Source organism: Bartonella sp. MR30HLJHH, from assembly GCF_042194195.1.
GTDB lineage: Bacteria > Pseudomonadota > Alphaproteobacteria > Rhizobiales > Rhizobiaceae > Bartonella > Bartonella grahamii.
Genome location: NZ_JBHIMO010000015.1, coordinates 1 through 19,604, shown reverse-complemented (window position 1 = coordinate 19,604; position 19,604 = coordinate 1). Strand labels below are relative to the sequence as shown.

Here is a 19,604-nt window from a genome sequence, read left to right as displayed (position 1 = left end):
CGCATGGAGTCAATTTAATCAAAGAATGGAATATTTGTTTTAAAAAATTGAGAAAAAAATGACTGTGTATTTAAAAACTCAAACAAAAAAACAGAAAAATCTTAAAGGAAAAAAATTATAGACGAAAAAACACTCCATCAAATGGCTTCATCTCTTTCTATATTTTCTGACCCTGCATTTTCTAACAATTCAATCGCGATCAAACCAGCATTTTGGCGCAAAGCTGCTTCAATCTCTGTAGCTATTTCCGCATGTTCACGTAAAAACTGCTTTGCATTCTCACGCCCCTGTCCTAAACGTTGAGAATTATAAGAGAACCATGCACCAGATTTTTCTACAATACCAACCTTGACACCCAAATCAATCAATTCACCTACTTTGGAAATACCTTCACCATAAATAATATCAAACTCAACCTGCTTGAATGGAGGTGCCAGTTTATTCTTCACCACTTTAACACGCGTCTGATTACCAACGATTGCATCCCTATCTTTAATGGATCCAATGCGACGAATATCTAAACGAACAGATGCATAAAACTTTAAAGCGTTTCCACCCGTTGTCGTTTCGGGAGAACCAAACATCACACCAATTTTCATGCGAATTTGATTAATAAAGACAACCATACAGTTAGAGCGAAAAATTGCTGCTGTTAATTTTCGCAACGCTTTACTCATTAACCGAGCTTGCAATCCGGGCAAAGCATCACCCATTTCACCGTCAATTTCTGCTCGCGGTGTTAAAGCTGCGACAGAATCCACAACAAGCACATCAACTGCACCAGAACGAACCAACGTTTCTGTAATTTCCAATGCCTGTTCACCGGTATCTGGCTGAGAAATGAACAAGTTTTCTAAATCAACACCAAGCTTACGCGCATAGATAGGATCAAGCGCATGCTCTGCATCAATAAAAGCACAAATTCCCCCCCCTTTCTGTGCTTCAGCAATAGCATGTAGAGCCAATGTTGTTTTCCCAGAACTTTCTGGTCCATAAATCTCAACAATACGCCCCTTCGGTAATCCACCAATCCCTAAAGCAATATCCAAGGATAACGACCCTGTTGGAACTGTTTCAATTTCAACAACCTGCTCTTTTTGCCCAAGACGCATAATCGAGCCTTTACCAAAAGAACGTTCAATTTGTGAGAGAGCAGCATCGAGAGCTTTTGTTTTATCCACGATTATATCCTTGACCGATTCATAATAACCTAAAACCTAAGTGTACACTGTACTTTTAATTTAACTAAAGGCTTGAGTTTAGATTTTCACAGACTATTTCCATTCCTATCTCCACATTATGTCCATAACATTCATGACCATCACAATAAAGAATTGGCATCGCTTATCTTATGACACAAAATAAACTCCAATAAAATAATATCCCCATGAGAGCATAGTTAACATATTTATATCTCTCTAGAAAAGAAACAATTTAAATTTAAACACAATGTTCTACAGCCCTTCTTCTTATCCCTTTGATTAAGTACTTAAGTGACTAAGAATTCTCGTGCTATTGATCACACAAAAACGCATTATCAATCAACCTCATCCCCTATCGCATCGAAGAACAAAACGCCATTGTGTTGCATATTCATGCACTTGATTTAAGAAACATCTCTCAACACCCCCAAGCTCACTTCGTGACAACACCCATGAATGCGGTATACTGTAAAGCCCTTTGGGAGCCACCATCTTTACACTAAAGAATGAGAAAGTCGGCACCATCACACTATTTATCATCCCCCAATGTTGCGACAACTCTCGGCACTTGAGACGCTTCATAAGAAGAATTTTTAGTTCTTTCTTGTACAGTTTTTATCACACGCTAATCCTGCTTATAACATGCAAGCGAATGATTTGATTGCTTCAACAAATACCAAGCTTGGAATGAGTAAAATTCACGGTATTTAGGACTTTCATTCAACTTACAAAACAGTGAGTTATCGTTATAAATCAATTATATTATTTAATAAAAACCACAAAAATAAAGCAGCTTAAAAGTTGAATACACATTTAAATTTGATAAAAAATATGCATTTTTGAAGATATCAAAAAAAATCTCTACGAGCAATGCAATAAATATTTAAAATATAAGCTAAACTGCTCATACAATAACATAAGAGATAAAAAATAAATCCAAGATCAATAAAACATGTATTTCTACTCAAATTTTATTTTTGATCTTTACGTTTTTTGCGCAATTGTTTCCACCACTCAAGACGTTTTACAATTTCACGCTCAAAACCACGCTCAACTGGCTTATAATAACTCTGACGCCCAAGTTTTTCGGGAAAATATTCTTGTCCTGAAAAAGCGTCTGGTTCATCATGGTCATAACAATAACCATTTCCAAACCCTTCCTCCTTCATAAATTTCGTAGGAGCATTAAGAATATGCTTAGGAGGTGATAAAGAGCCATTTTTGCGCGCACAACGCAGTGCTGCTTTATACGCGAGATATGTTGCATTTGACTTTGGCGCAGTTGCAACATAAAGACATGCTTGCGCCAAAGCCAATTCTCCTTCTGGTGATCCTAAATAATCATAGGCATCTTTTGCTGCATTACAAATGACAAGAGCTTGAGGATCCGCCAAACCAACATCTTCAACGGCCATACGAACCAATCTTCGCCCAATATAGAGAGGATCTTCACCAGCATCCAACATACGTGCCAAATAATAAAGCGCAGCATCAGGATCAGATCCACGAACGGATTTATGCAACGCTGAAATGAGATTATAATGCCCATCTCGTCCTTTATCATAAATGGGCACACGACGCTGAATAACTTTTTGCAAAGCAACAACATCAAGAATCTCTCCCAATGGTGCAATAGACCAAACTTCCTCTGCCAATGTTAACGCTACCCGCGCATCACCATCAGACATCTCTATCAAAACGTCTCTGGCATCATTATCCAAAGGAAGAGTTTTTCCCTCCACTTCTTCAGCACGCCTTAAAAGCATGTCCAAACTTTCATGATCATGTGAAAGAAATGTTAAAACACGTGCACGCGAAAGAAGAGCAGCATTAAGTTCAAAAGAAGGATTTTCGGTTGTTGCACCTATAAGTACCACAGTACCTTCTTCCATCACAGGAAGAAAACTATCCTGCTGTGCACGATTAAACCGATGAATTTCATCAACAAAGAGAAGTGTTTTATCCCCAGATATAAAACGCCTCTGCGCAACTTCAAAAATCTTTTTAAGCTCAGAAACTCCTGTAAAAATAGCAGAAACCTGTTCAAACGCGAAATTTGTTTCAAGTGCTAACAAACGTGCAACGGTTGTTTTTCCCGTCCCTGGAGGTCCCCAAAAAATCATCGATCCAATTGAGCCAGTTGCCACCATACGTGAAAGCAAACCATCCTCTCCAATCAAATGCTTTTGTCCCACAACATCATTGAGAGAACAAGGGCGCATTCTTTCTGCAAGTGGCTGATTTTTATTAACTTGAAAATCAAAAGACGACGTAAAAAAATCTTTCTTCAAAAAAAAACCTCAACGAATAAATTGGCGAATATACATACCATCACGTTCATATTCCAATTGCCAAGTACGCGAACGAGCTTGCATAAGAACCTTTTTCAACTGATGAACTGTTTGAATTTTATGGCCATTTACAACACGTAGAATATCTCCTGACTGAAAAATTCCAGCTGCATTGCTCATGTCATCAAGGTTGGTAATCACAACCCCTTTTGCAGATATAGGAAGATGAAAACGTCGACTATTTTGCGGTGTTAAATCTAACACTTCAGCACCGGCAAGAGGACTATCACCCGTGATTTTTTCAGATTTTAAAAATGCAGTTTCTGATATCGATGAAACTGTTATTTGTGTTTTTAAAGTTTTTCCATTTCGTAAATATTCCAAAGCAAGACTATGCTCAACGTCAGCTGTCATCAAACGATACCCAAGACTATCTGGACTATCAACGCGTACCCCTTGCACACTCAAAATAACATCACCTACTTTCAATCCAGCTTTTTCAGCAGGACTATCTTTGATAACTTCAATAATCAGAGCACCATAGGGACGTTCTAAACCTAAACCACCAGCAATATCAGGTGTAACATTTTGAAAAGAAGCCCCAATATAAGGCGGCACAAAATATTTTCCACCGCGTTTAACAGTATCAAGCATCACTTTTACAAGATTAACTGGAATAGCAAAACCAATCCCTACAGAACCACCGGAACGCGAATAAATAGCTGTATTAATTCCGATTAATTGACCTTTCATATCAATTAAAGCGCCACCAGAATTCCCTGGATTAATGGCAGCGTCTGTTTGAATAAAAAAGTCAAAATCAGAAATCCCAACACGTGTACGCGCTTGCGCTGAAACAATACCACTTGTAACTGTTTGACCAACACCAAAAGGATTACCAATAGCAAGAACAAGATCACCAACTTCAACAGCATCAGAATTTCCCAAAGAAAGAACAGGGAATTGAGCATCTTTTTCCTCAACTTCAAGAATTGCAATATCAGTTGCTTCATCTTTGAGCACGATCTTACTCTCAAACTCCCGCCCATCAGAAAAAGCCACTTTAATTTCGCTTGCATCTTTAATGACATGGTAATTTGTAACAATCAAACCACGTGCATCAACAATCACCCCTGATCCTAATGACGATTGCTTGCGAACAGGAAAATTATTTTGAAAACGACCAAAAAACTGCTCAAAAAATGGATCCCCTTCAAAAGGTGAGCGTGCTCTAATTTGTCGAGCTGCATAAATATTTACAACAGATGGAACTGTCTTTTTAACTAAAGGAGCAAATGAAAGAGTGATTTCTGTTTGTGTTTGAGGTACATGAGCATATACATGATCAAATGATATCTGCATCATAATTGCAAAAAAAATCCGCACCCAAAAAGAATATCTCATAATCCACTCCTTATAAAATCAGCACATTCTGTTGAAGATTAATAGAATAAAAAAACTCATCCCCGCAAATTAAGGATCTCTATTAATATTTCATAATAGAGAATAAAAACAACCTATTTGAACAATAAATATTATAAAAATAAGATAATTCAATGTCCTATAATTTTCTCTCTGCACCTATTTCTCAACTAAAACAAACTTAAAAATGCTCACAAAAAAACCGCCTAAGACAAGGCGGCCTTTAAAAATCCAACAGAGTAAAAAACTTTACGAAGATGTCCTCTTTTCATTCTCAGAAGCCTCCATGTGAGCACGATCCCCAGCACCCTTCGCTTCAACATCACGATCAACAAATTCTATAACAGCCATGGGCGCATTATCACCGGTACGAAATCCCGCTTTCATAATACGCAAATATCCACCGTTGCGTGATGCATAACGTAGCGCAAGCGTATCAAATAATTTTGCAACCTTTCCTGCATCACGAAGTACTGCAATTGCTTGCCGACGCGCATGCAAACCACCACGCTTACCAAGAGTAACGAGTTTTTCAACAATAGGACGAATTTCTTTAGCCTTTGGAAGCGTTGTCACAATCTGCTCATGCTCGATCAACGAAGTTGCCATATTTGCAAACATCGCTTTACGGTGACTAGCTGTACGATTCAACTTGCGTCCTGACTTACTGTGGCGCATAAGCCCTCTCCTTAAATTCTAATTTTAATATTGATCTTCATAACGTTTTGCAAGATCATCAATGTTTTCAGGCGGCCACGCAGGAATTTCCATCCCAAGATGTAAGCCCATACATGCCAAAACTTCTTTAATCTCATTCAACGATTTGCGACCAAAATTCGGTGTCCGAAGCATTTCAGATTCTGTTTTTTGAATAAGATCACCAATATAGACAATATTATCATTCTTAAGACAATTTGCCGAACGAACTGAAAGTTCTAATTCATCCACTTTTTTGAGAAGTGCAGGATTAAAAGAAAGCTCAGAATCAGCCTCTTCAACAGGCTCCTTCTGTGGCTCTTCAAAGTTAATAAATAACGATAACTGATCCTGAAGAATGCGTGCTGCAAAAGCAACAGCATCCTCTCCATTAACAGCACCATTCGTTTCAATTGTTAAGGTCAACTTATCATAATCCAAAACTTGACCTTCACGCGTATTTTCCACTTTATAAGACACTTTACGAATTGGTGAATAAAGACTATCAATTGGAATAAGCCCTATACGTGCATCATCAACGCAATTACGATCAGATGGAACATACCCCTTGCCTGTGTTGACAATAAATTCCATACGAATTTCAGCATCTTCATCAAGCGTACAAATAACATGATCTGGATTTAAAATTTGCATATCCCCAACAGTACTGATATCTCCCGCTTTCACGACACCAGGCCCTTCTTTATAAACGACGACACGCTTAGGCCCTTCTTCTTCCATACGAAACGCAATTTCTTTTATATTCAGAATAATATCCGTAACATCCTCACGCACACCTGGAATCGATGAAAATTCATGTAAGACACCGTCAATCTGCACAGCAGTAATAGCAGCACCACGAAGCGAAGATAATAACACGCGACGAAGTGCATTTCCTAACGTTAAACCAAAACCCCGCTCAAGAGGTTCAGCAATCACACTTATAATATTTGGATTATCATGCGCACATGATTCAACCTTATTGGGTTTAATAAGTTCCTGCCAGTTTTTCTGGATCATATTTTTATTCCCGTTCTTTAGTTCCGTTACCATTCAATCGCAACGACCAATGTGAACATCAGAGAAATCTCCGACAAAAAAAACAACACCCAATTAAACACGCCGCCTTTTCCGCGGACGACATCCATTATGAGGAATTGGTGTTACATCACGTATAGAAGTAATGACAAAACCAACAGATTGCAATGCACGTAGAGCAGATTCACGCCCTGATCCAGGTCCACAAACTTCAACTTCCAAAGAACGCATACCATGCTCTTGCGCTTTTCTTGCACAATCCTCCGCGGCAACTTGAGCAGCAAAAGGTGTCGATTTACGCGCACCTTTAAAACCCTGAGCCCCCGCAGATGACCAAGCAATCGCATTACCCTGAGCATCAGTAATAGTAATCATTGTGTTATTAAATGTTGAATTAATATGCACAACACCCGATGAAATATTTTTACGTTCGCGACGACGAACACGTGTGGCTTCCTTGGCCATAATTTCCCTTTCAACGATCTCATCACTGCCGTAACATCAGCAGCTCCACCTTCTTTTCCTTGTCAAAACAATTAAACAAGAAACAGAATATATAAAAACTTCCCAAAAAGGCTCTTATTTCTTCTTACCGGCAATTGCCTTAGCTGGTCCTTTACGCGTACGGGCATTTGTATGTGTACGCTGCCCTCGGACAGGCAAAGACCGGCGATGACGCAATCCTCGATAACAACCAAGGTCCATCAAACGCTTAACGTTCATAGCAACCTCACGACGAAGATCACCTTCAACTTGATAACTTTGATCTATCGCCTCACGAATCTGCAGCACCTCAGAATCTGAAAGTTCATGCACACGACGCCCCAAGGGAATGCCAACTCTTTCAATAATTTCTTGAGCAAATTTCGGTCCAATCCCGTGGATATATTGAAGCGCAATAATTACACGCTTATTTGTCGGGATATTGACGCCAGCAATACGAGCCACGCCTACTCTCCTTAATTATTTTGACAAATTGTTATAAAATACCTGATATACCTTACAGAAAAAAATAGACTCAGAAAAAAATTCTTCCGAATCCTATCATTTCACTAAAATAAATTAAATTCACTTGTGATAGATTTCATCTCAAAAGTCAACTCTTTTCATTTATTTCTAAAAAAAATCTCATGAAAGAAAACCTCTAATCATACGTGTCACTTCAGCAATACCAATCATTCCATCAATGACCTTCAACATTCCCCTCTCTGAATAAAATTTTGATAAGGGAGCTGTTTTTTCACGATATTCTACTAATCTTTTTGTAAAAGCAACAGGATTGTCATCTAAACGAACCTGCCCACCAGCCGCTATTGTTTCCTCAACGCGCCTCTTCATACGTTCAATCAACACGTCTTCATCAACACACAACTCAATAACAGCATCAAGCCGCATATTTTTTGACAGCAAAATCTGTTGTAACGCTTCCGCCTGCCCCACAGTTCGAGGATATCCATCCAAAACAAAACCATTTACACAATCAGTTTCATCAATCCGATCTGATACGATTTGGTTAACAATATTATCAGGAACCAAAGCACCAGAACTTATAATAGCTTTAGCTTTTTTACCAATCTCCGTTTCTTTGGCAATCACCTCACGCAACATATCCCCTGTTGATAAATGAGGAATGTTATATTCCTCAGTCAACATTTTTGCTTGCGTACCTTTTCCCGCTCCAGGAGGACCTAAAAGAATAACTCTCATCGATTCCTTCTACCTCCACGAAGTTTTGATTTTTTTATCAACCCTTCATATTGGTGGGCAACAAGATACCCCTGAATTTGAGCAACCGTATCAAGCGTAACAGTAACAACAATCAACAAGGATGTTCCCCCAAGATAAAAAGGAACCTGCAATGCAGATATCATAAATTCAGGTAACAAACAAACCAAGATAATATAAACAGCGCCCACAACAGTAATACGCGTCAAAACGTAATCAATATACTCGGCTGTACGCTCACCTGGACGAATCCCTGGAATAAAACCAGAATGCTTTTTCAACTGATCTGCAGTATCACTTGGATTAAACACAATAGCTGTATAAAAAAAGCAAAAAAACGCCATTAAAAATGCATAAACAATCATATAAAGTGGCTGTCCATGACCAAGAGCATAAGAAATCGACTGAACCCATTGTGGCATTTTATCAGAAAAATTATTAATAGTGGCAGGTAATAATAATAAAGAGGAAGCAAAAATAGGTGGAATAACACCAGCAGTATTCAACTTTAAAGGAAGATGCGACATATCTCCTTGAAACATTTGATTCCCGACCTGACGTTTTGGATACTGGATAAGAATTCGTCGTTGCGCACGCTCTATAAAAACAATAAGCCCAATAACCAAAACAGCAATAAGAACGATTCCTATTAAAAGAAAAGTTGATAAATCAGCCTGACTATGAGCTGTCAAAAGCTGAGCAAAAGTAGAAGGGAAGTTGGCTACAATCCCTGTAAAAATGATAAGAGAAACCCCATTACCAACACCACGTGACGTAATTTGCTCGCCAAGCCACATGAGAAACATCGTTCCGCCAACAAGGGTAATAACAGAAGAAATACGAAACATAAGACCTGGTTCTAAAACAATTTGAAGCCCCGTCCCTATACCGCTTTCAAGCGCAACCGCAATACCAAAAGCTTGTAGAATTGCCAATACTACTGTTACATAACGCGTATATTGATTGATAATCTTACGACCTAATTCCCCTTCTTTTTTAAGAGTTTCCAAAGAAGGAATAATAGATGTTAACAATTGCACAATAATAGATGCCGATATATAAGGCATGATACCCAGCGCAAAAATAGCCATACGCCCAACGGCACCCCCAGCAAACATATTAAAGAGTCCTAATACACCCGACGCGTGATGTTCGAATGTTTGCCGTAAAGCATCGATATTAATACCTGGAAGAGAGATGTAAGTGCCAAAGCGATATACAAGAAGCGCTGCCAGAGTAAACCAGATGCGTTTCTTTAATTCAGTTGCACGAGAAAAGGTACCGAAGTTTATATTGGAAGCAAATTGCTCTGCTGCTGATGCCATAAAACGTCTCCACTTCACTACTCCAGTTCTTTAAATCACAGAAGTATAACCCTAAAATTCATATATGCATACACAAATAAATGCAGAACTTAAAAAATTCTCCACAAAAGATCCCACAGAACAGATGTAACTCTTCTTTAGGTCTCTACTCATATTAAAAAATTATTGAGCAATATCAGGAAAAATAACCTGACCACCCACTTTTTCAATCTTAACACGAGCAGCTTGTGAAGCACCAGAAACATGAAAGGTAATCTTAGCCTTCAAATCACCATCAGAAAGAAGACGAACCCCATCTTTTTCACGACGAATAATACCAGCTTCTTTCAAAGCAATCATATCAACAGGCTTTTCAATATTCAACTTACCTGCATCAACTGCCAACTGAATACGTCCTAGTGAAACTTCATTGTAGGTTTTGGCAAAAAAATTTCTAAATCCACGTTTTGGCAAACGACGATAGATAGGCATTTGCCCACCTTCAAAACCATTAAGGGAAACACCAGAACGCGACTTTTGCCCTTTTACACCACGACCACCAGTCTTACCCGTACCGGAACCAATACCACGCCCAACACGCTTACGATTTTTTGTTGCGCCTTCACAATCACGCAGTTCATTGAGTTTCATATCTAATACTCCTGCAACCCTTAACCTTCATCTATAACGCGAACAAGATGCCGAACCTGAGCAATCATACCCCGCACACAAAGTGTATCATCTAACACGCGCCGACGACGCATTTTATTTAGTCCAAGCCCTTTTAAGGTTGCACGCTGAATCTGTGAGTTTCGAATAGGGCTTCCAATTTGCTCCACCGTGATAGTTTTACCACTCTGAGATTTTTTCTGAACCATTTCCTAATTCCTTTTCTGATAATCTCAAAAACTATCCTTCTAGGTCAACTAAATGGCGACGACGCGCCTGCAAAGTCGAATACTTTATACCACGTTGAGCAGCAATATCTCTAGGATGCATTTGATGTTTCAATGCATCAAATGTTGCACGAACCATGTTATAAGGATTAGACGATCCCAATGATTTTGCAACGACATCCTGCATACCAAGAGCTTCAAAAATAGCACGCATCGGTCCCCCAGCAATAATACCAGTACCAGCAGAAGCCGAACGTAGTAAAACACGCCCAGCTCCGTGACGCCCTTCAAGATCATGGTGCAATGTACGTCCAGACCGAAGCGGAACATAAATCATCCCACGTTTTGCAGATTCCGTTGCTTTACGAACGGCTTCTGGAACTTCACGGGCTTTACCATGTCCAAAACCTACACGCCCTTTTTGATCTCCAACGACAACAAGAGCAGCAAAACCAAAACGTCGACCACCCTTTACAACTTTAGCAACACGATTGATATGAACTAGCCTATCGACAAATTCATTATCGCGTTCTTCTCTCTCACCACGTTCTTTTTGTGCCATTCCTCATTCCTTTTTCTTTTCCGGAAGCACGATAACAAAGTCCCTCATCAAACTGGAAGAACTTAAACGAAATACTCTAAACTCTCCTTACTCATTCACAAATAAGAAATTTTAGAAATTCAAACCACCTTCACGAGCAGCTTCAGCTAAAGCCTTGACTCGACCATGATACACATACGCTCCACGATCAAAAACCACTTCATTAACACCCGCTTGCTTCGCACGCTCAGCAATTAACTTACCAACAGCAAAAGCTGCTTTTTTATCAGCACCACTCTTTAACGACTTTTTTAAATCACTTTCAAGAGTAGAGGCTGAAACAAGTGTACATCCCCGCAAATCATCGATAACTTGAGCATAAATGTTCTGATTTGAACGATAAACACTAAGCCGAGGACGATCATGAGAAACCATTTTAATTCTACGACGAACACGCCTTGCACGACGTTGGATAATGTCCTTAGATGAAACCATAATACAAAATCCTTATTTCTTTTTACCTTCTTTACGGAAGATACGTTCATCTGCATGCTTAACACCTTTACCTTTATAAGGCTCAGGTCTACGATACTCACGAATTTCCGCTGCAACTTGTCCAACTTGCTGTTTATCAATTCCAGAAACAACAATTTCTGTCGGCTTAGGAACAGTTACAGTAACACCTGATGGAACTTTATAAACCACATCATGCGAAAAGCCTAGAGATAGTTGGACATCCTTACCCTGCAAAGCAGCACGATAACCAACCCCATTAATCTCCAACCTCTTTTCAAAACCATCTTTCACACCACAAAAAATGTTCTCAATCATTGAGCGCGACATACCCCATTTAGAACGCGCATCTTTTGACTGATCCCGCGGCATAACTGATATGATATTTTCCTCAAACTTGACTAAGACTTCATCATTGACGACGTAGCTCAGCTCACCTTTTGGACCTTTTGCCTTAACCAGCTGACCTTCAACAGTAGCAGTAACTCCAGAAGGAATTGAAATGGGTTTCTTTCCAATACGAGACATTGTTCTAACCTACTTTTTCTTCCGTTTTCTTGACATAACTTAGAAAACACGACAAAGGAGTTCTCCACCAACATTCTGTTCACGCGCCTCATGATCTGCCATGACGCCTTTAGGAGTCGATAAAATCGAAATACCAAGACCATTTGCCACCTGTGGAAGTGACTTAGCAGAAACATACACACGACGACCTGGCTTTGATACACGTGAAATCTCACGAATAGCAGCCAGCCCTTCAAAATACTTCAATTCGATTTCAATTTCAGCTTTCCCATCACCTAAATCAATTTGATTATATCCACGAATATAACCTTCCGACTGAAGAACATCAAGAACGTGCGCACGAAGCTTCGAAGCTGGAGTAACTACTTTACCTTTTTTACGACCAAGTGCATTACGAATACGTGTTAACATATCACCAAGAGGATCTGACATAGACATTAAATAATCTCCTCTTACCAACTAGACTTTACAATACCAGGAATATGGCCAATAGAGCCAAGCTCACGCAACGCAATTCGCGACATTTTTAATTTACGATAATAAGCCCGCGGACGACCTGAAACCTCACAGCGATTACGAATACGAACTTTCGAAGAATTACGCGGCAACTCTGCCAACTGAACAGAAGCTTTAAAACGTTCTTCAAGAGAAACCTTCTGATCCATAACTATTGCTTTCAAACGTGCACGACGGGCAGCATAACGCTTTACCATCACCTCACGACGCTTATTTTTTTCAACGGCACTTACTTTGGCCATACTTTCACCTCACTATGTCTGCCGTTACGAACGAAAAGGAAAATTAAAAGCACGCAATAACTCACGAGCCTCATCATCCGTTTTTGCTGTCGTACAAACAATAATATCCATGCCCCAAATTTGATCAACTTTATCATAGTTGATTTCTGGAAACACAATGTGTTCTTTAATACCCATAGCAAAATTGCCACGACCATCAAAACTCTTTGGATTCAAACCACGAAAGTCACGAACCCTCGGAAGAGCAATCGTAACAAGACGATCTAAAAACTCAAACATACGATCTTTACGCAATGTAACTTTAGCCCCAAGAGGCATTCCTTCACGAACCTTAAAGGTCGCAATAGAATTACGCGCACGTGTAACAACAGCCTTCTGACCTGTTATGAGCCCTAAATCCTCAGCAGCAAGGGAAGGCTTCTTCGAATCAGCAGTTGCTTCACCTATCCCCATATTTATTACAATTTTATCAATCCGCGGAATTTGCATCGCATTTCTGTAATTAAACTTCTCTTGAAGCGCTTTACGAATCACTTCAAAATAATGCGCTTTCATACGCGGTATTTGTCTTTCCTCAGCCATTAATCAACTCTCCCGAACGCTTGGCAAAACGCACTTTATTACCATCTGCATTCATACGAAAGCCTACACGTGTAGGCTTACCATCTTTAGGATCAGCAATCGCCAAATTAGACAGATGAATCGGAGCTTCTTTAGAAATAATTCCAGCTTCTTGCTTCTGCGTTTGACGTTGATGACGTTTAATCATATTAATCCCACGAACAAAAGCCTTATTCTCTTTTGGACTAACCTTAATTACTTCACCACTACATCCTTTATCCTTACCGGATAAAACAACAACTTTATCACCTTTTCGAATCTTCTGCATAACATTTACTCCTTACAGAACTTCAGGAGCGAGCGAGATGATCTTCATATGATTCCTACCACGCAATTCGCGGGGAACAGGTCCAAAGATACGAGTACCGATCGGCTCTTTTTTATTATCCACTAAAACCGCAGCATTACTATCAAAACGAATGACACTACCATCTGCGCGACGAATATCCTTAGCTGTACGAACCACAACAGCTTTCATAACATCACCTTTTTTAACACGGCCACGAGGAATAGCATCCTTAACCGAAACAACAATAATGTCACCGACCGAAGCATATTTCCGCTTTGAACCGCCTAACACCTTGATGCACATGACACGACGAGCACCAGAATTATCAGCAACGTCGAGGTTTGTTTGCATCTGAATCATGACTGCCCACCTTCTCTTAACACATATATCCGATTGTACCTTTTATACACTCGAATTTGCCTGCCAAATAACGATAAAGTCACCGCCTTTAAATTTATCAATGATAAAAACACTGTTAAATTCTAAAACAATAAACTTAACTCATTACGCTACATTGTCTTTTACAACAATCCAACATTTATCTTTCGAAATTGGTCTAGATTCTTGAATAGAAACTTGATCCCCAATCTTGAATTGGTTGTTTTCGTCATGCGCTTTATAATTTTTAGACTGCCGAACAGTCTTCTTAAGAAGCGGATGAGAATAACGGCGCTCAACTTTGACAACAACAGTCTTATCACTTTTGTCGCTAATAACAACACCCTGCAAAACGCGTTTAGGCATCTCTCATTTCCTTAAACCTTACTTTCACTTACCTTTTGACGAAGAAAAGTTTTAATACGCGCAATATCACGACGAACTTGTCTAACACGCGCAGTCTTTTCTAATTGACCTGTTGCTTTTTGAAAACGCAAATTAAATTGCTCTTTCTTTAACTTAGCCAATTCATCTTTCATTTGGTCGAGCGTTTGCGCCCGTAATTCTGTGGCTTTCATCGCTTAACCTCATTATTCAGCAATACGCTGGATGAAACGCGTTTTTATAGGCAACTTTGCAGCACCCAATCTTAGTGCTTCACGTGCAACATCCTCAGGAACTCCATCAAGCTCAAACATGATGCGTCCAGGAGCAACACGTGCAGCCCAATAATCGACACTTCCCTTACCTTTACCCATACGAACTTCAGTCGGTTTAGATGTAACCGGAAGATCTGGAAAAATGCGAATCCACACACGACCAGAACGCTTCATATAACGCGTAATCGCACGGCGCGCCGCTTCAATTTGACGAGCAGTAATCCGCTCCGGCTCAACAGCCTTCAAACCGTAGGCACCGAAATTCAAATCCGTACCACCCTTCGCAACACCGTGAATACGGCCCTTGAACTGTTTACGGAACTTTGTGCGCTTTGGCTGCAACATTGTTCTCTACTCCAAATTTTAGTTCAATCTCAAAAACTAAGCATTTTCACGGCGACGATTCGATGAAGAACCAGATTGATCAACTTCCGTAGCACGACGTTCTGAAGCCATCGGATCATGCTCAAGAATCTCACCCTTAAAGACCCAAACTTTAATACCACAAATACCATAAGCGGTCTTAGCTTCTGCTGTACCGTAATCAACATCAGAACGCAAGGTATGAAGTGGAACACGACCTTCACGATACCATTCCATACGAGCAATTTCAGCACCACCAAGACGGCCAGAACAATTGATACGAATACCTTCCGCACCAAGACGCATAGCAGACTGAACAGCACGCTTCATTGCACGACGAAAAGCAACACGACGCTCTAACTGTTGAGCAATTGATTGCGCAATAATCGTGGCATCAATCTCCGGTTTACGAATCTCCACAATATTTAATGAAGTTTCAGCATCCGTCATTTCTGAGAGCTTACGACGAAGCTTTTCGATATCAGCACCCTTTTTACCAATAATCAAACCAGGACGTGCAGAATGAATCGTAATACGACACTTCTTATGAGGACGCTCAATAACAACCTTCGAAATAGCCGCCTGTTTAAGCTCCTCCAGCACATATGAACGAATTTTCAAATCTTCATGAAGAAGGCGCCCATATTCACCACTATCAGCATACCAACGAGAATCCCAAGTCCGATTAACACCAAGACGAAGTCCTATTGGATTGATCTTCTGACCCATTACGCGGCCTCCACTTTTTCGGTAATTTCACGAACAATAACAGTAAGATGCGAAAATGGACGTTCAATTCTACTAGCACGCCCTCGACCACGAACATGAAAGCGCTTCATCACTATCGACTTACCAACATAAGCCTCCGCCACAATAAGCGAATCAATATCAAGATCGTGGTTATTCTCTGCATTTGCAATTGCTGATTCAAGCGTTTTTTTCACAGTAGCAGCAATACGCTTGCGTGAAAACATCAAATCAGCGAGTGCTACATTAACTCTTTTACCACGAATCATTGCAGCAACTAAATTAAGCTTCTGCGGACTAACACGAATTGTCCGCGTGACAGCTCTTGCTTCATTATCTCTAAGCTGGCGCGAAACTTTAGCTTTTCCCATTCCTACTTCCTCTTCGCTTTTTTATCGGCACCATGACCATAATAAGTCCGGGTAGGAGCGAACTCACCAAACTTATGTCCAACCATCTCTTCAGAAACAGAAACAGGAATATGCTTATTACCGTTGTAAACACCAAAAGTTAAACCAACAAATTGCGGTAAAATAGTAGAGCGACGACTCCATATTTTTATAACTTCATTGCGCCCACTTGCACGTACCTTCTCTGCTTTACCAAGAAGATAGCCGTCAACAAACGGACCTTTCCACACTGAACGAACCACTTCAGACTACCTTTCTCATTTCTTGCGTTGATGACGCGTACGCATAATAAATTTATCAGTGGCTTTATTGGAGCGCGTACGCTTACCTTTCGTAGGCTTACCCCAAAGAGATACTGGATGGCGCCCCCCCGATGTACGACCTTCACCACCACCGTGCGGATGATCAACGGGGTTCATAGCAACACCACGAACATGTGGACGTTTACCACGCCAACGTGACCGACCTGCCTTACCATCATTAATATTCCCATGATCAGGATTTGAAACAGCACCAACAGTTGCAAAACAGCTACTAGGAACCAAACGCTGTTCACCAGAATTTAAACGAAGAATAGCCATACCATGATCTCGTCCAACCAACTGCGCATAAGTACCCGCTGAACGTGCAATCTGCCCCCCTTTTCCTGGCTTCATCTCAACATTATGAATAATTGTACCTACGGGCATATTAGCAAGAGGCATAGCATTACCTGGTTTAACATCCACATTTAAACCAGCCATAACAGAATCACCAACCGCAAGACGCTGTGGCGCAAGAATATAACTCAATTGCCCGTCCTCATAGCGAATTAAAGCAATAAAAGCAGTACGGTTAGGATCATATTCTAAACGCTCAACCTTTGCTGAAACATCACGTTTAAGACGCTTAAAGTCGACAAACCGATAACTACGTTTATGTCCACCACCCTGAAAACGAGCAGTAACACGACCGCGATTATTGCGTCCACCCTTTGAAGACAAACCTTCAGTCAACATCTTTATAGGTTTTCCCTTATAAAGACAAGAACGTTCCACAATAACAAGCTGACGCTGCCCAGGTGTCGTTGGATTAAATTGCTTAAGTGCCATTATTCCTATCTCCGAGCCTCTTTAAAGACCTGTCGAAACGTCGATAGTCTGACCATTGGCCAGAGTTACGATCGCTTTTTTGACATCACTTTGCCGACCAACTATACCTTTGAAACGCTTCACTTTACCCTTACGGACTATCGTGTTAACTGCTTTAACTTTTACGCTAAAAAGCGCTTCAATAGCAGCCTTAATCTCAGGCTTCGTCGCTTTCGGCGCGACATTAAAAGCAACTTGATTATATTCAGAAATCATAGTCGACTTTTCAGTAATAACTGGACTAATAATTATATCATAATGGCGAAGATCTGTCATTTAAAACGCTCCTCAAGAGCCTCAACAGCTGCCTTTGATAAAACAAGTTTGCTGCGACGCAAAATATCATAAACATTAATTCCCTGAATAGGCAAAATATCAATATTAGGGATATTAGAGACTGCACGAAAAAAGTTAATATCAATCTCTTTACCACCAATCAAGAGAGCGTTATTAAATCCAAGCTTAGAAAAATGAGAAACAAGCATTTTCGTTTTCGCATCCTTAACAGTCAACTCATCCACAATAATTAAGTCTTTTGCTTTTAATTTTGCAGATAAAGCAAGACGTAACCCAAGAGCACGAATCTTTTTAGGAAGATCATGCGCATGGCTACGAACCACCGGTCCATGTGCCTTACCCCCACCTCTAAACTGCGGTGCACGGGCAGATGAATGTCGAGCACGCCCAGTTCCTTTTTGCTTAAACATTTTTGCCCCTGTTCGCGACACATCAGAACGACCTTGGGATTGATGACTCCCCTGCTGACGACGTGCAAGCTGCCAACGAACAACACGTTGCAAAATATCCTCACGTGGAACAAGATCAAAAATAGCTTCAGAAACCTTTAATTTGCCAGCTTCATTACCATCAAGAGTTTTAATTACAAGATCCATTATTAGGCTCCCTCAACTTCAGAGGTTTCCGTCACCGGAGTAACCATTTCTGTTTTCTCCTTTACAAGACGGCGAATACCAGCAGGCTTTGGAGCATTATCAGGAAGAGGCTTCTTCACAGCATCCCGTACCAAAATCCAAGAACCTTTAGAACCAGAAACAGCACCACGCACTAAAATTAAACCACGTTCACTATCCGTGGAAATAACTTCAATATTCTGTGTTGTTACACGCACTTGCCCCATATGGCCAGCCATTTTTTTACCTTTAAAAACTTTACCAGGATCTTGACACTGCCCTGTAGAACCATGAGCACGATGTGTAATCGAATTACCATGGGAAGCACGATGCCCACCAAAGTTATGCCGTTTCATAACACCAGCAAACCCCTTACCAATACTGGTACCAGTCACATCAACTCTTTGTCCTGGAACAAAATGTTCCACCGTAATCTCAGTACCAACATCAAGAAGATTGTCGGGACTTACACGAAACTCTGCTATTTTAGCTTTAGGCTCAACAGAAGCCTTAGCAAAATGTCCACGAAGAGCTTGTGAAGTATTCTTAACCTTAGCAAAGCCTACACCTAATTGAACAGCAGTATAACCATTCTTTTCAACTGTACGCTGAGCAACGACTTGACAATTCTCCAAACGAAGTACGGTCACCGGCACATGCTCACCAGCATCATTATAAATACGGGTCATGCCCAGCTTCTGTGCTATTACACCTGAACGCATCGGGTCTGTTCCTTCTGTCCTCAAACCTCAGAGCTTAATTTCTACATCCACACCAGCAGAAAGATCGAGCTTCATAAGCGCATCCACTGTTTGCGGCGTTGGATCAACAATATCAAGAAGACGCTTATGCGTTCGCATCTCAAACTGCTCACGACTCTTCTTATCGATATGCGGTCCACGATTGACCGTAAACTTTTCAATCCGCGTCGGAAGCGGAATGGGACCACGGACATTTGCACCGGTACGTTTAGCAGTCGATACAATCTCACGCGTCGACGTATCAAGAATTCTATGATCAAACGCTTTTAAGCGAATGCGAATATTTTGACTGTTCATGCTCTTTATTTCCCTGTTATACAAAGTGCCTTCAATAATGAAAGCACTCAACAAGCATTATTTATTCAATGATCTTAGAGACGATACCGGCACCAACAGTACGACCACCTTCACGAATAGCAAA

30 protein-coding genes and 1 pseudogene are annotated in these 19,604 nt (G+C 40.4%); all 31 read right to left on the bottom strand.

Annotated features, from left to right (window positions below; translation table 11 throughout):
- Positions 1-137: 137 nt before the first annotated feature.
- Entirely contained in the window at positions 138-1,181 is a 1,044-nt protein-coding gene (recA, locus tag ACFIKR_RS07700) for a recombinase RecA (protein ID WP_375659435.1), read from the bottom strand.
- A 992-nt stretch (positions 1,182-2,173) separates the two neighbouring features.
- Positions 2,174-3,493 (bottom strand): replication-associated recombination protein A, encoded by a 1,320-nt coding sequence (locus ACFIKR_RS07695; RefSeq protein WP_375644757.1) that lies wholly within the window; start codon positions 3,491-3,493, stop codon positions 2,174-2,176.
- Between the two features lie 9 nt (positions 3,494-3,502).
- Positions 3,503-4,897, bottom strand: coding sequence for a DegQ family serine endoprotease (locus ACFIKR_RS07690; RefSeq protein ID WP_375626039.1), 1,395 nt, complete (start codon positions 4,895-4,897; stop codon positions 3,503-3,505).
- Positions 4,898-5,164: 267 nt separating this feature from the next.
- A complete protein-coding gene (gene rplQ, locus ACFIKR_RS07685) occupies positions 5,165-5,593 on the bottom strand; it encodes a 50S ribosomal protein L17 (protein ID WP_375659434.1) in 429 nt (142 codons plus the stop codon).
- Between the two features lie 24 nt (positions 5,594-5,617).
- On the bottom strand, positions 5,618-6,631 hold the full coding sequence (locus ACFIKR_RS07680; protein WP_375659433.1) for a DNA-directed RNA polymerase subunit alpha: 1,014 nt from the start codon (positions 6,629-6,631) through the stop codon (positions 5,618-5,620).
- A gap of 93 nt (positions 6,632-6,724) precedes the next feature.
- The gene (rpsK, locus tag ACFIKR_RS07675; RefSeq protein ID WP_007347762.1) at positions 6,725-7,114 is read right to left on the bottom strand and encodes a 30S ribosomal protein S11; all 390 of its coding nucleotides are present in this window, start codon (positions 7,112-7,114) and stop codon (positions 6,725-6,727) included.
- A gap of 114 nt (positions 7,115-7,228) precedes the next feature.
- Complete coding sequence (gene rpsM / locus ACFIKR_RS07670; protein ID WP_375659432.1) at positions 7,229-7,597, bottom strand: 30S ribosomal protein S13; 369 nt, start codon at positions 7,595-7,597, stop codon at positions 7,229-7,231.
- Positions 7,598-7,777: 180 nt separating this feature from the next.
- Complete coding sequence (locus ACFIKR_RS07665; protein WP_375659431.1) at positions 7,778-8,356, bottom strand: adenylate kinase; 579 nt, start codon at positions 8,354-8,356, stop codon at positions 7,778-7,780.
- Positions 8,353-9,699: a preprotein translocase subunit SecY gene (gene secY, locus ACFIKR_RS07660; protein ID WP_375635926.1), complete on the bottom strand. Its 1,347-nt coding sequence runs from the start codon at positions 9,697-9,699 to the stop codon at positions 8,353-8,355. Before secY ends, ACFIKR_RS07665 begins: the two co-directional genes overlap by 4 nt.
- A 162-nt stretch (positions 9,700-9,861) precedes the next feature.
- Positions 9,862-10,329: a 50S ribosomal protein L15 gene (rplO, locus tag ACFIKR_RS07655; protein WP_015856572.1), complete on the bottom strand. Its 468-nt coding sequence runs from the start codon at positions 10,327-10,329 to the stop codon at positions 9,862-9,864.
- 20 nt (positions 10,330-10,349) lie between these two features.
- Positions 10,350-10,556 (bottom strand): 50S ribosomal protein L30, encoded by a 207-nt coding sequence (rpmD, locus tag ACFIKR_RS07650; protein WP_015856573.1) that lies wholly within the window; start codon positions 10,554-10,556, stop codon positions 10,350-10,352.
- Between the two features lie 31 nt (positions 10,557-10,587).
- The gene (gene rpsE, locus ACFIKR_RS07645) at positions 10,588-11,136 is read right to left on the bottom strand and encodes a 30S ribosomal protein S5 (RefSeq protein WP_015856574.1); all 549 of its coding nucleotides are present in this window, start codon (positions 11,134-11,136) and stop codon (positions 10,588-10,590) included.
- 111 nt (positions 11,137-11,247) lie between these two features.
- Positions 11,248-11,610: a 50S ribosomal protein L18 gene (gene rplR / locus ACFIKR_RS07640; protein WP_015856575.1), complete on the bottom strand. Its 363-nt coding sequence runs from the start codon at positions 11,608-11,610 to the stop codon at positions 11,248-11,250.
- Positions 11,611-11,622: 12 nt separating this feature from the next.
- Positions 11,623-12,156: a 50S ribosomal protein L6 gene (gene rplF / locus ACFIKR_RS07635; RefSeq protein ID WP_015856576.1), complete on the bottom strand. Its 534-nt coding sequence runs from the start codon at positions 12,154-12,156 to the stop codon at positions 11,623-11,625.
- A gap of 39 nt (positions 12,157-12,195) precedes the next feature.
- Positions 12,196-12,594 (bottom strand): 30S ribosomal protein S8, encoded by a 399-nt coding sequence (rpsH, locus tag ACFIKR_RS07630; RefSeq protein WP_015856577.1) that lies wholly within the window; start codon positions 12,592-12,594, stop codon positions 12,196-12,198.
- A 14-nt stretch (positions 12,595-12,608) separates the two neighbouring features.
- Positions 12,609-12,914 carry a 30S ribosomal protein S14 gene (gene rpsN, locus ACFIKR_RS07625; protein ID WP_005773283.1) on the bottom strand — a complete coding sequence of 102 codons (306 nt, stop codon included), beginning with the start codon at positions 12,912-12,914 and terminating at the stop codon, positions 12,609-12,611.
- A gap of 24 nt (positions 12,915-12,938) precedes the next feature.
- Complete coding sequence (gene rplE, locus ACFIKR_RS07620; protein ID WP_015856578.1) at positions 12,939-13,496, bottom strand: 50S ribosomal protein L5; 558 nt, start codon at positions 13,494-13,496, stop codon at positions 12,939-12,941.
- Positions 13,489-13,803, bottom strand: a complete 315-nt coding sequence (gene rplX, locus ACFIKR_RS07615) for a 50S ribosomal protein L24 (RefSeq protein ID WP_015856579.1) — start codon at positions 13,801-13,803, stop codon at positions 13,489-13,491. Before rplX ends, rplE begins: the two co-directional genes overlap by 8 nt.
- A 12-nt stretch (positions 13,804-13,815) precedes the next feature.
- The gene (gene rplN, locus ACFIKR_RS07610; RefSeq protein ID WP_004855715.1) at positions 13,816-14,184 is read right to left on the bottom strand and encodes a 50S ribosomal protein L14; all 369 of its coding nucleotides are present in this window, start codon (positions 14,182-14,184) and stop codon (positions 13,816-13,818) included.
- 144 nt (positions 14,185-14,328) lie between these two features.
- Positions 14,329-14,568 carry a 30S ribosomal protein S17 gene (gene rpsQ / locus ACFIKR_RS07605; RefSeq protein ID WP_012231991.1) on the bottom strand — a complete coding sequence of 80 codons (240 nt, stop codon included), beginning with the start codon at positions 14,566-14,568 and terminating at the stop codon, positions 14,329-14,331.
- Between the two features lie 11 nt (positions 14,569-14,579).
- On the bottom strand, positions 14,580-14,780 hold the full coding sequence (gene rpmC / locus ACFIKR_RS07600) for a 50S ribosomal protein L29 (RefSeq protein ID WP_273788260.1): 201 nt from the start codon (positions 14,778-14,780) through the stop codon (positions 14,580-14,582).
- 12 nt (positions 14,781-14,792) lie between these two features.
- On the bottom strand, positions 14,793-15,206 hold the full coding sequence (gene rplP / locus ACFIKR_RS07595) for a 50S ribosomal protein L16 (protein WP_015856581.1): 414 nt from the start codon (positions 15,204-15,206) through the stop codon (positions 14,793-14,795).
- A gap of 36 nt (positions 15,207-15,242) precedes the next feature.
- Entirely contained in the window at positions 15,243-15,953 is a 711-nt protein-coding gene (gene rpsC, locus ACFIKR_RS07590) for a 30S ribosomal protein S3 (RefSeq protein ID WP_015856582.1), read from the bottom strand.
- Entirely contained in the window at positions 15,953-16,342 is a 390-nt protein-coding gene (gene rplV / locus ACFIKR_RS07585) for a 50S ribosomal protein L22 (RefSeq protein ID WP_375659430.1), read from the bottom strand. Before rplV ends, rpsC begins: the two co-directional genes overlap by 1 nt.
- 2 nt (positions 16,343-16,344) lie before the next feature.
- On the bottom strand, positions 16,345-16,623 hold the full coding sequence (rpsS, locus tag ACFIKR_RS07580) for a 30S ribosomal protein S19 (protein WP_004855734.1): 279 nt from the start codon (positions 16,621-16,623) through the stop codon (positions 16,345-16,347).
- 15 nt (positions 16,624-16,638) lie between these two features.
- Positions 16,639-17,472: a 50S ribosomal protein L2 gene (gene rplB / locus ACFIKR_RS07575; protein ID WP_375659429.1), complete on the bottom strand. Its 834-nt coding sequence runs from the start codon at positions 17,470-17,472 to the stop codon at positions 16,639-16,641.
- A 21-nt stretch (positions 17,473-17,493) separates the two neighbouring features.
- Positions 17,494-17,787 carry a 50S ribosomal protein L23 gene (locus tag ACFIKR_RS07570; protein ID WP_015856585.1) on the bottom strand — a complete coding sequence of 98 codons (294 nt, stop codon included), beginning with the start codon at positions 17,785-17,787 and terminating at the stop codon, positions 17,494-17,496.
- The gene (rplD, locus tag ACFIKR_RS07565; protein ID WP_015856586.1) at positions 17,784-18,404 is read right to left on the bottom strand and encodes a 50S ribosomal protein L4; all 621 of its coding nucleotides are present in this window, start codon (positions 18,402-18,404) and stop codon (positions 17,784-17,786) included. The genes ACFIKR_RS07570 and rplD overlap by 4 nt, the downstream gene beginning before the upstream one ends.
- 2 nt (positions 18,405-18,406) lie before the next feature.
- Positions 18,407-19,144, bottom strand: a complete 738-nt coding sequence (rplC, locus tag ACFIKR_RS07560) for a 50S ribosomal protein L3 (RefSeq protein ID WP_375635841.1) — start codon at positions 19,142-19,144, stop codon at positions 18,407-18,409.
- A gap of 27 nt (positions 19,145-19,171) precedes the next feature.
- Positions 19,172-19,480, bottom strand: coding sequence for a 30S ribosomal protein S10 (gene rpsJ, locus ACFIKR_RS07555; RefSeq protein WP_005773267.1), 309 nt, complete (start codon positions 19,478-19,480; stop codon positions 19,172-19,174).
- Positions 19,481-19,541: 61 nt separating this feature from the next.
- Positions 19,542-19,604 (bottom strand): annotated as a pseudogene (locus tag ACFIKR_RS07550) (elongation factor Tu); the annotation flags it as partial.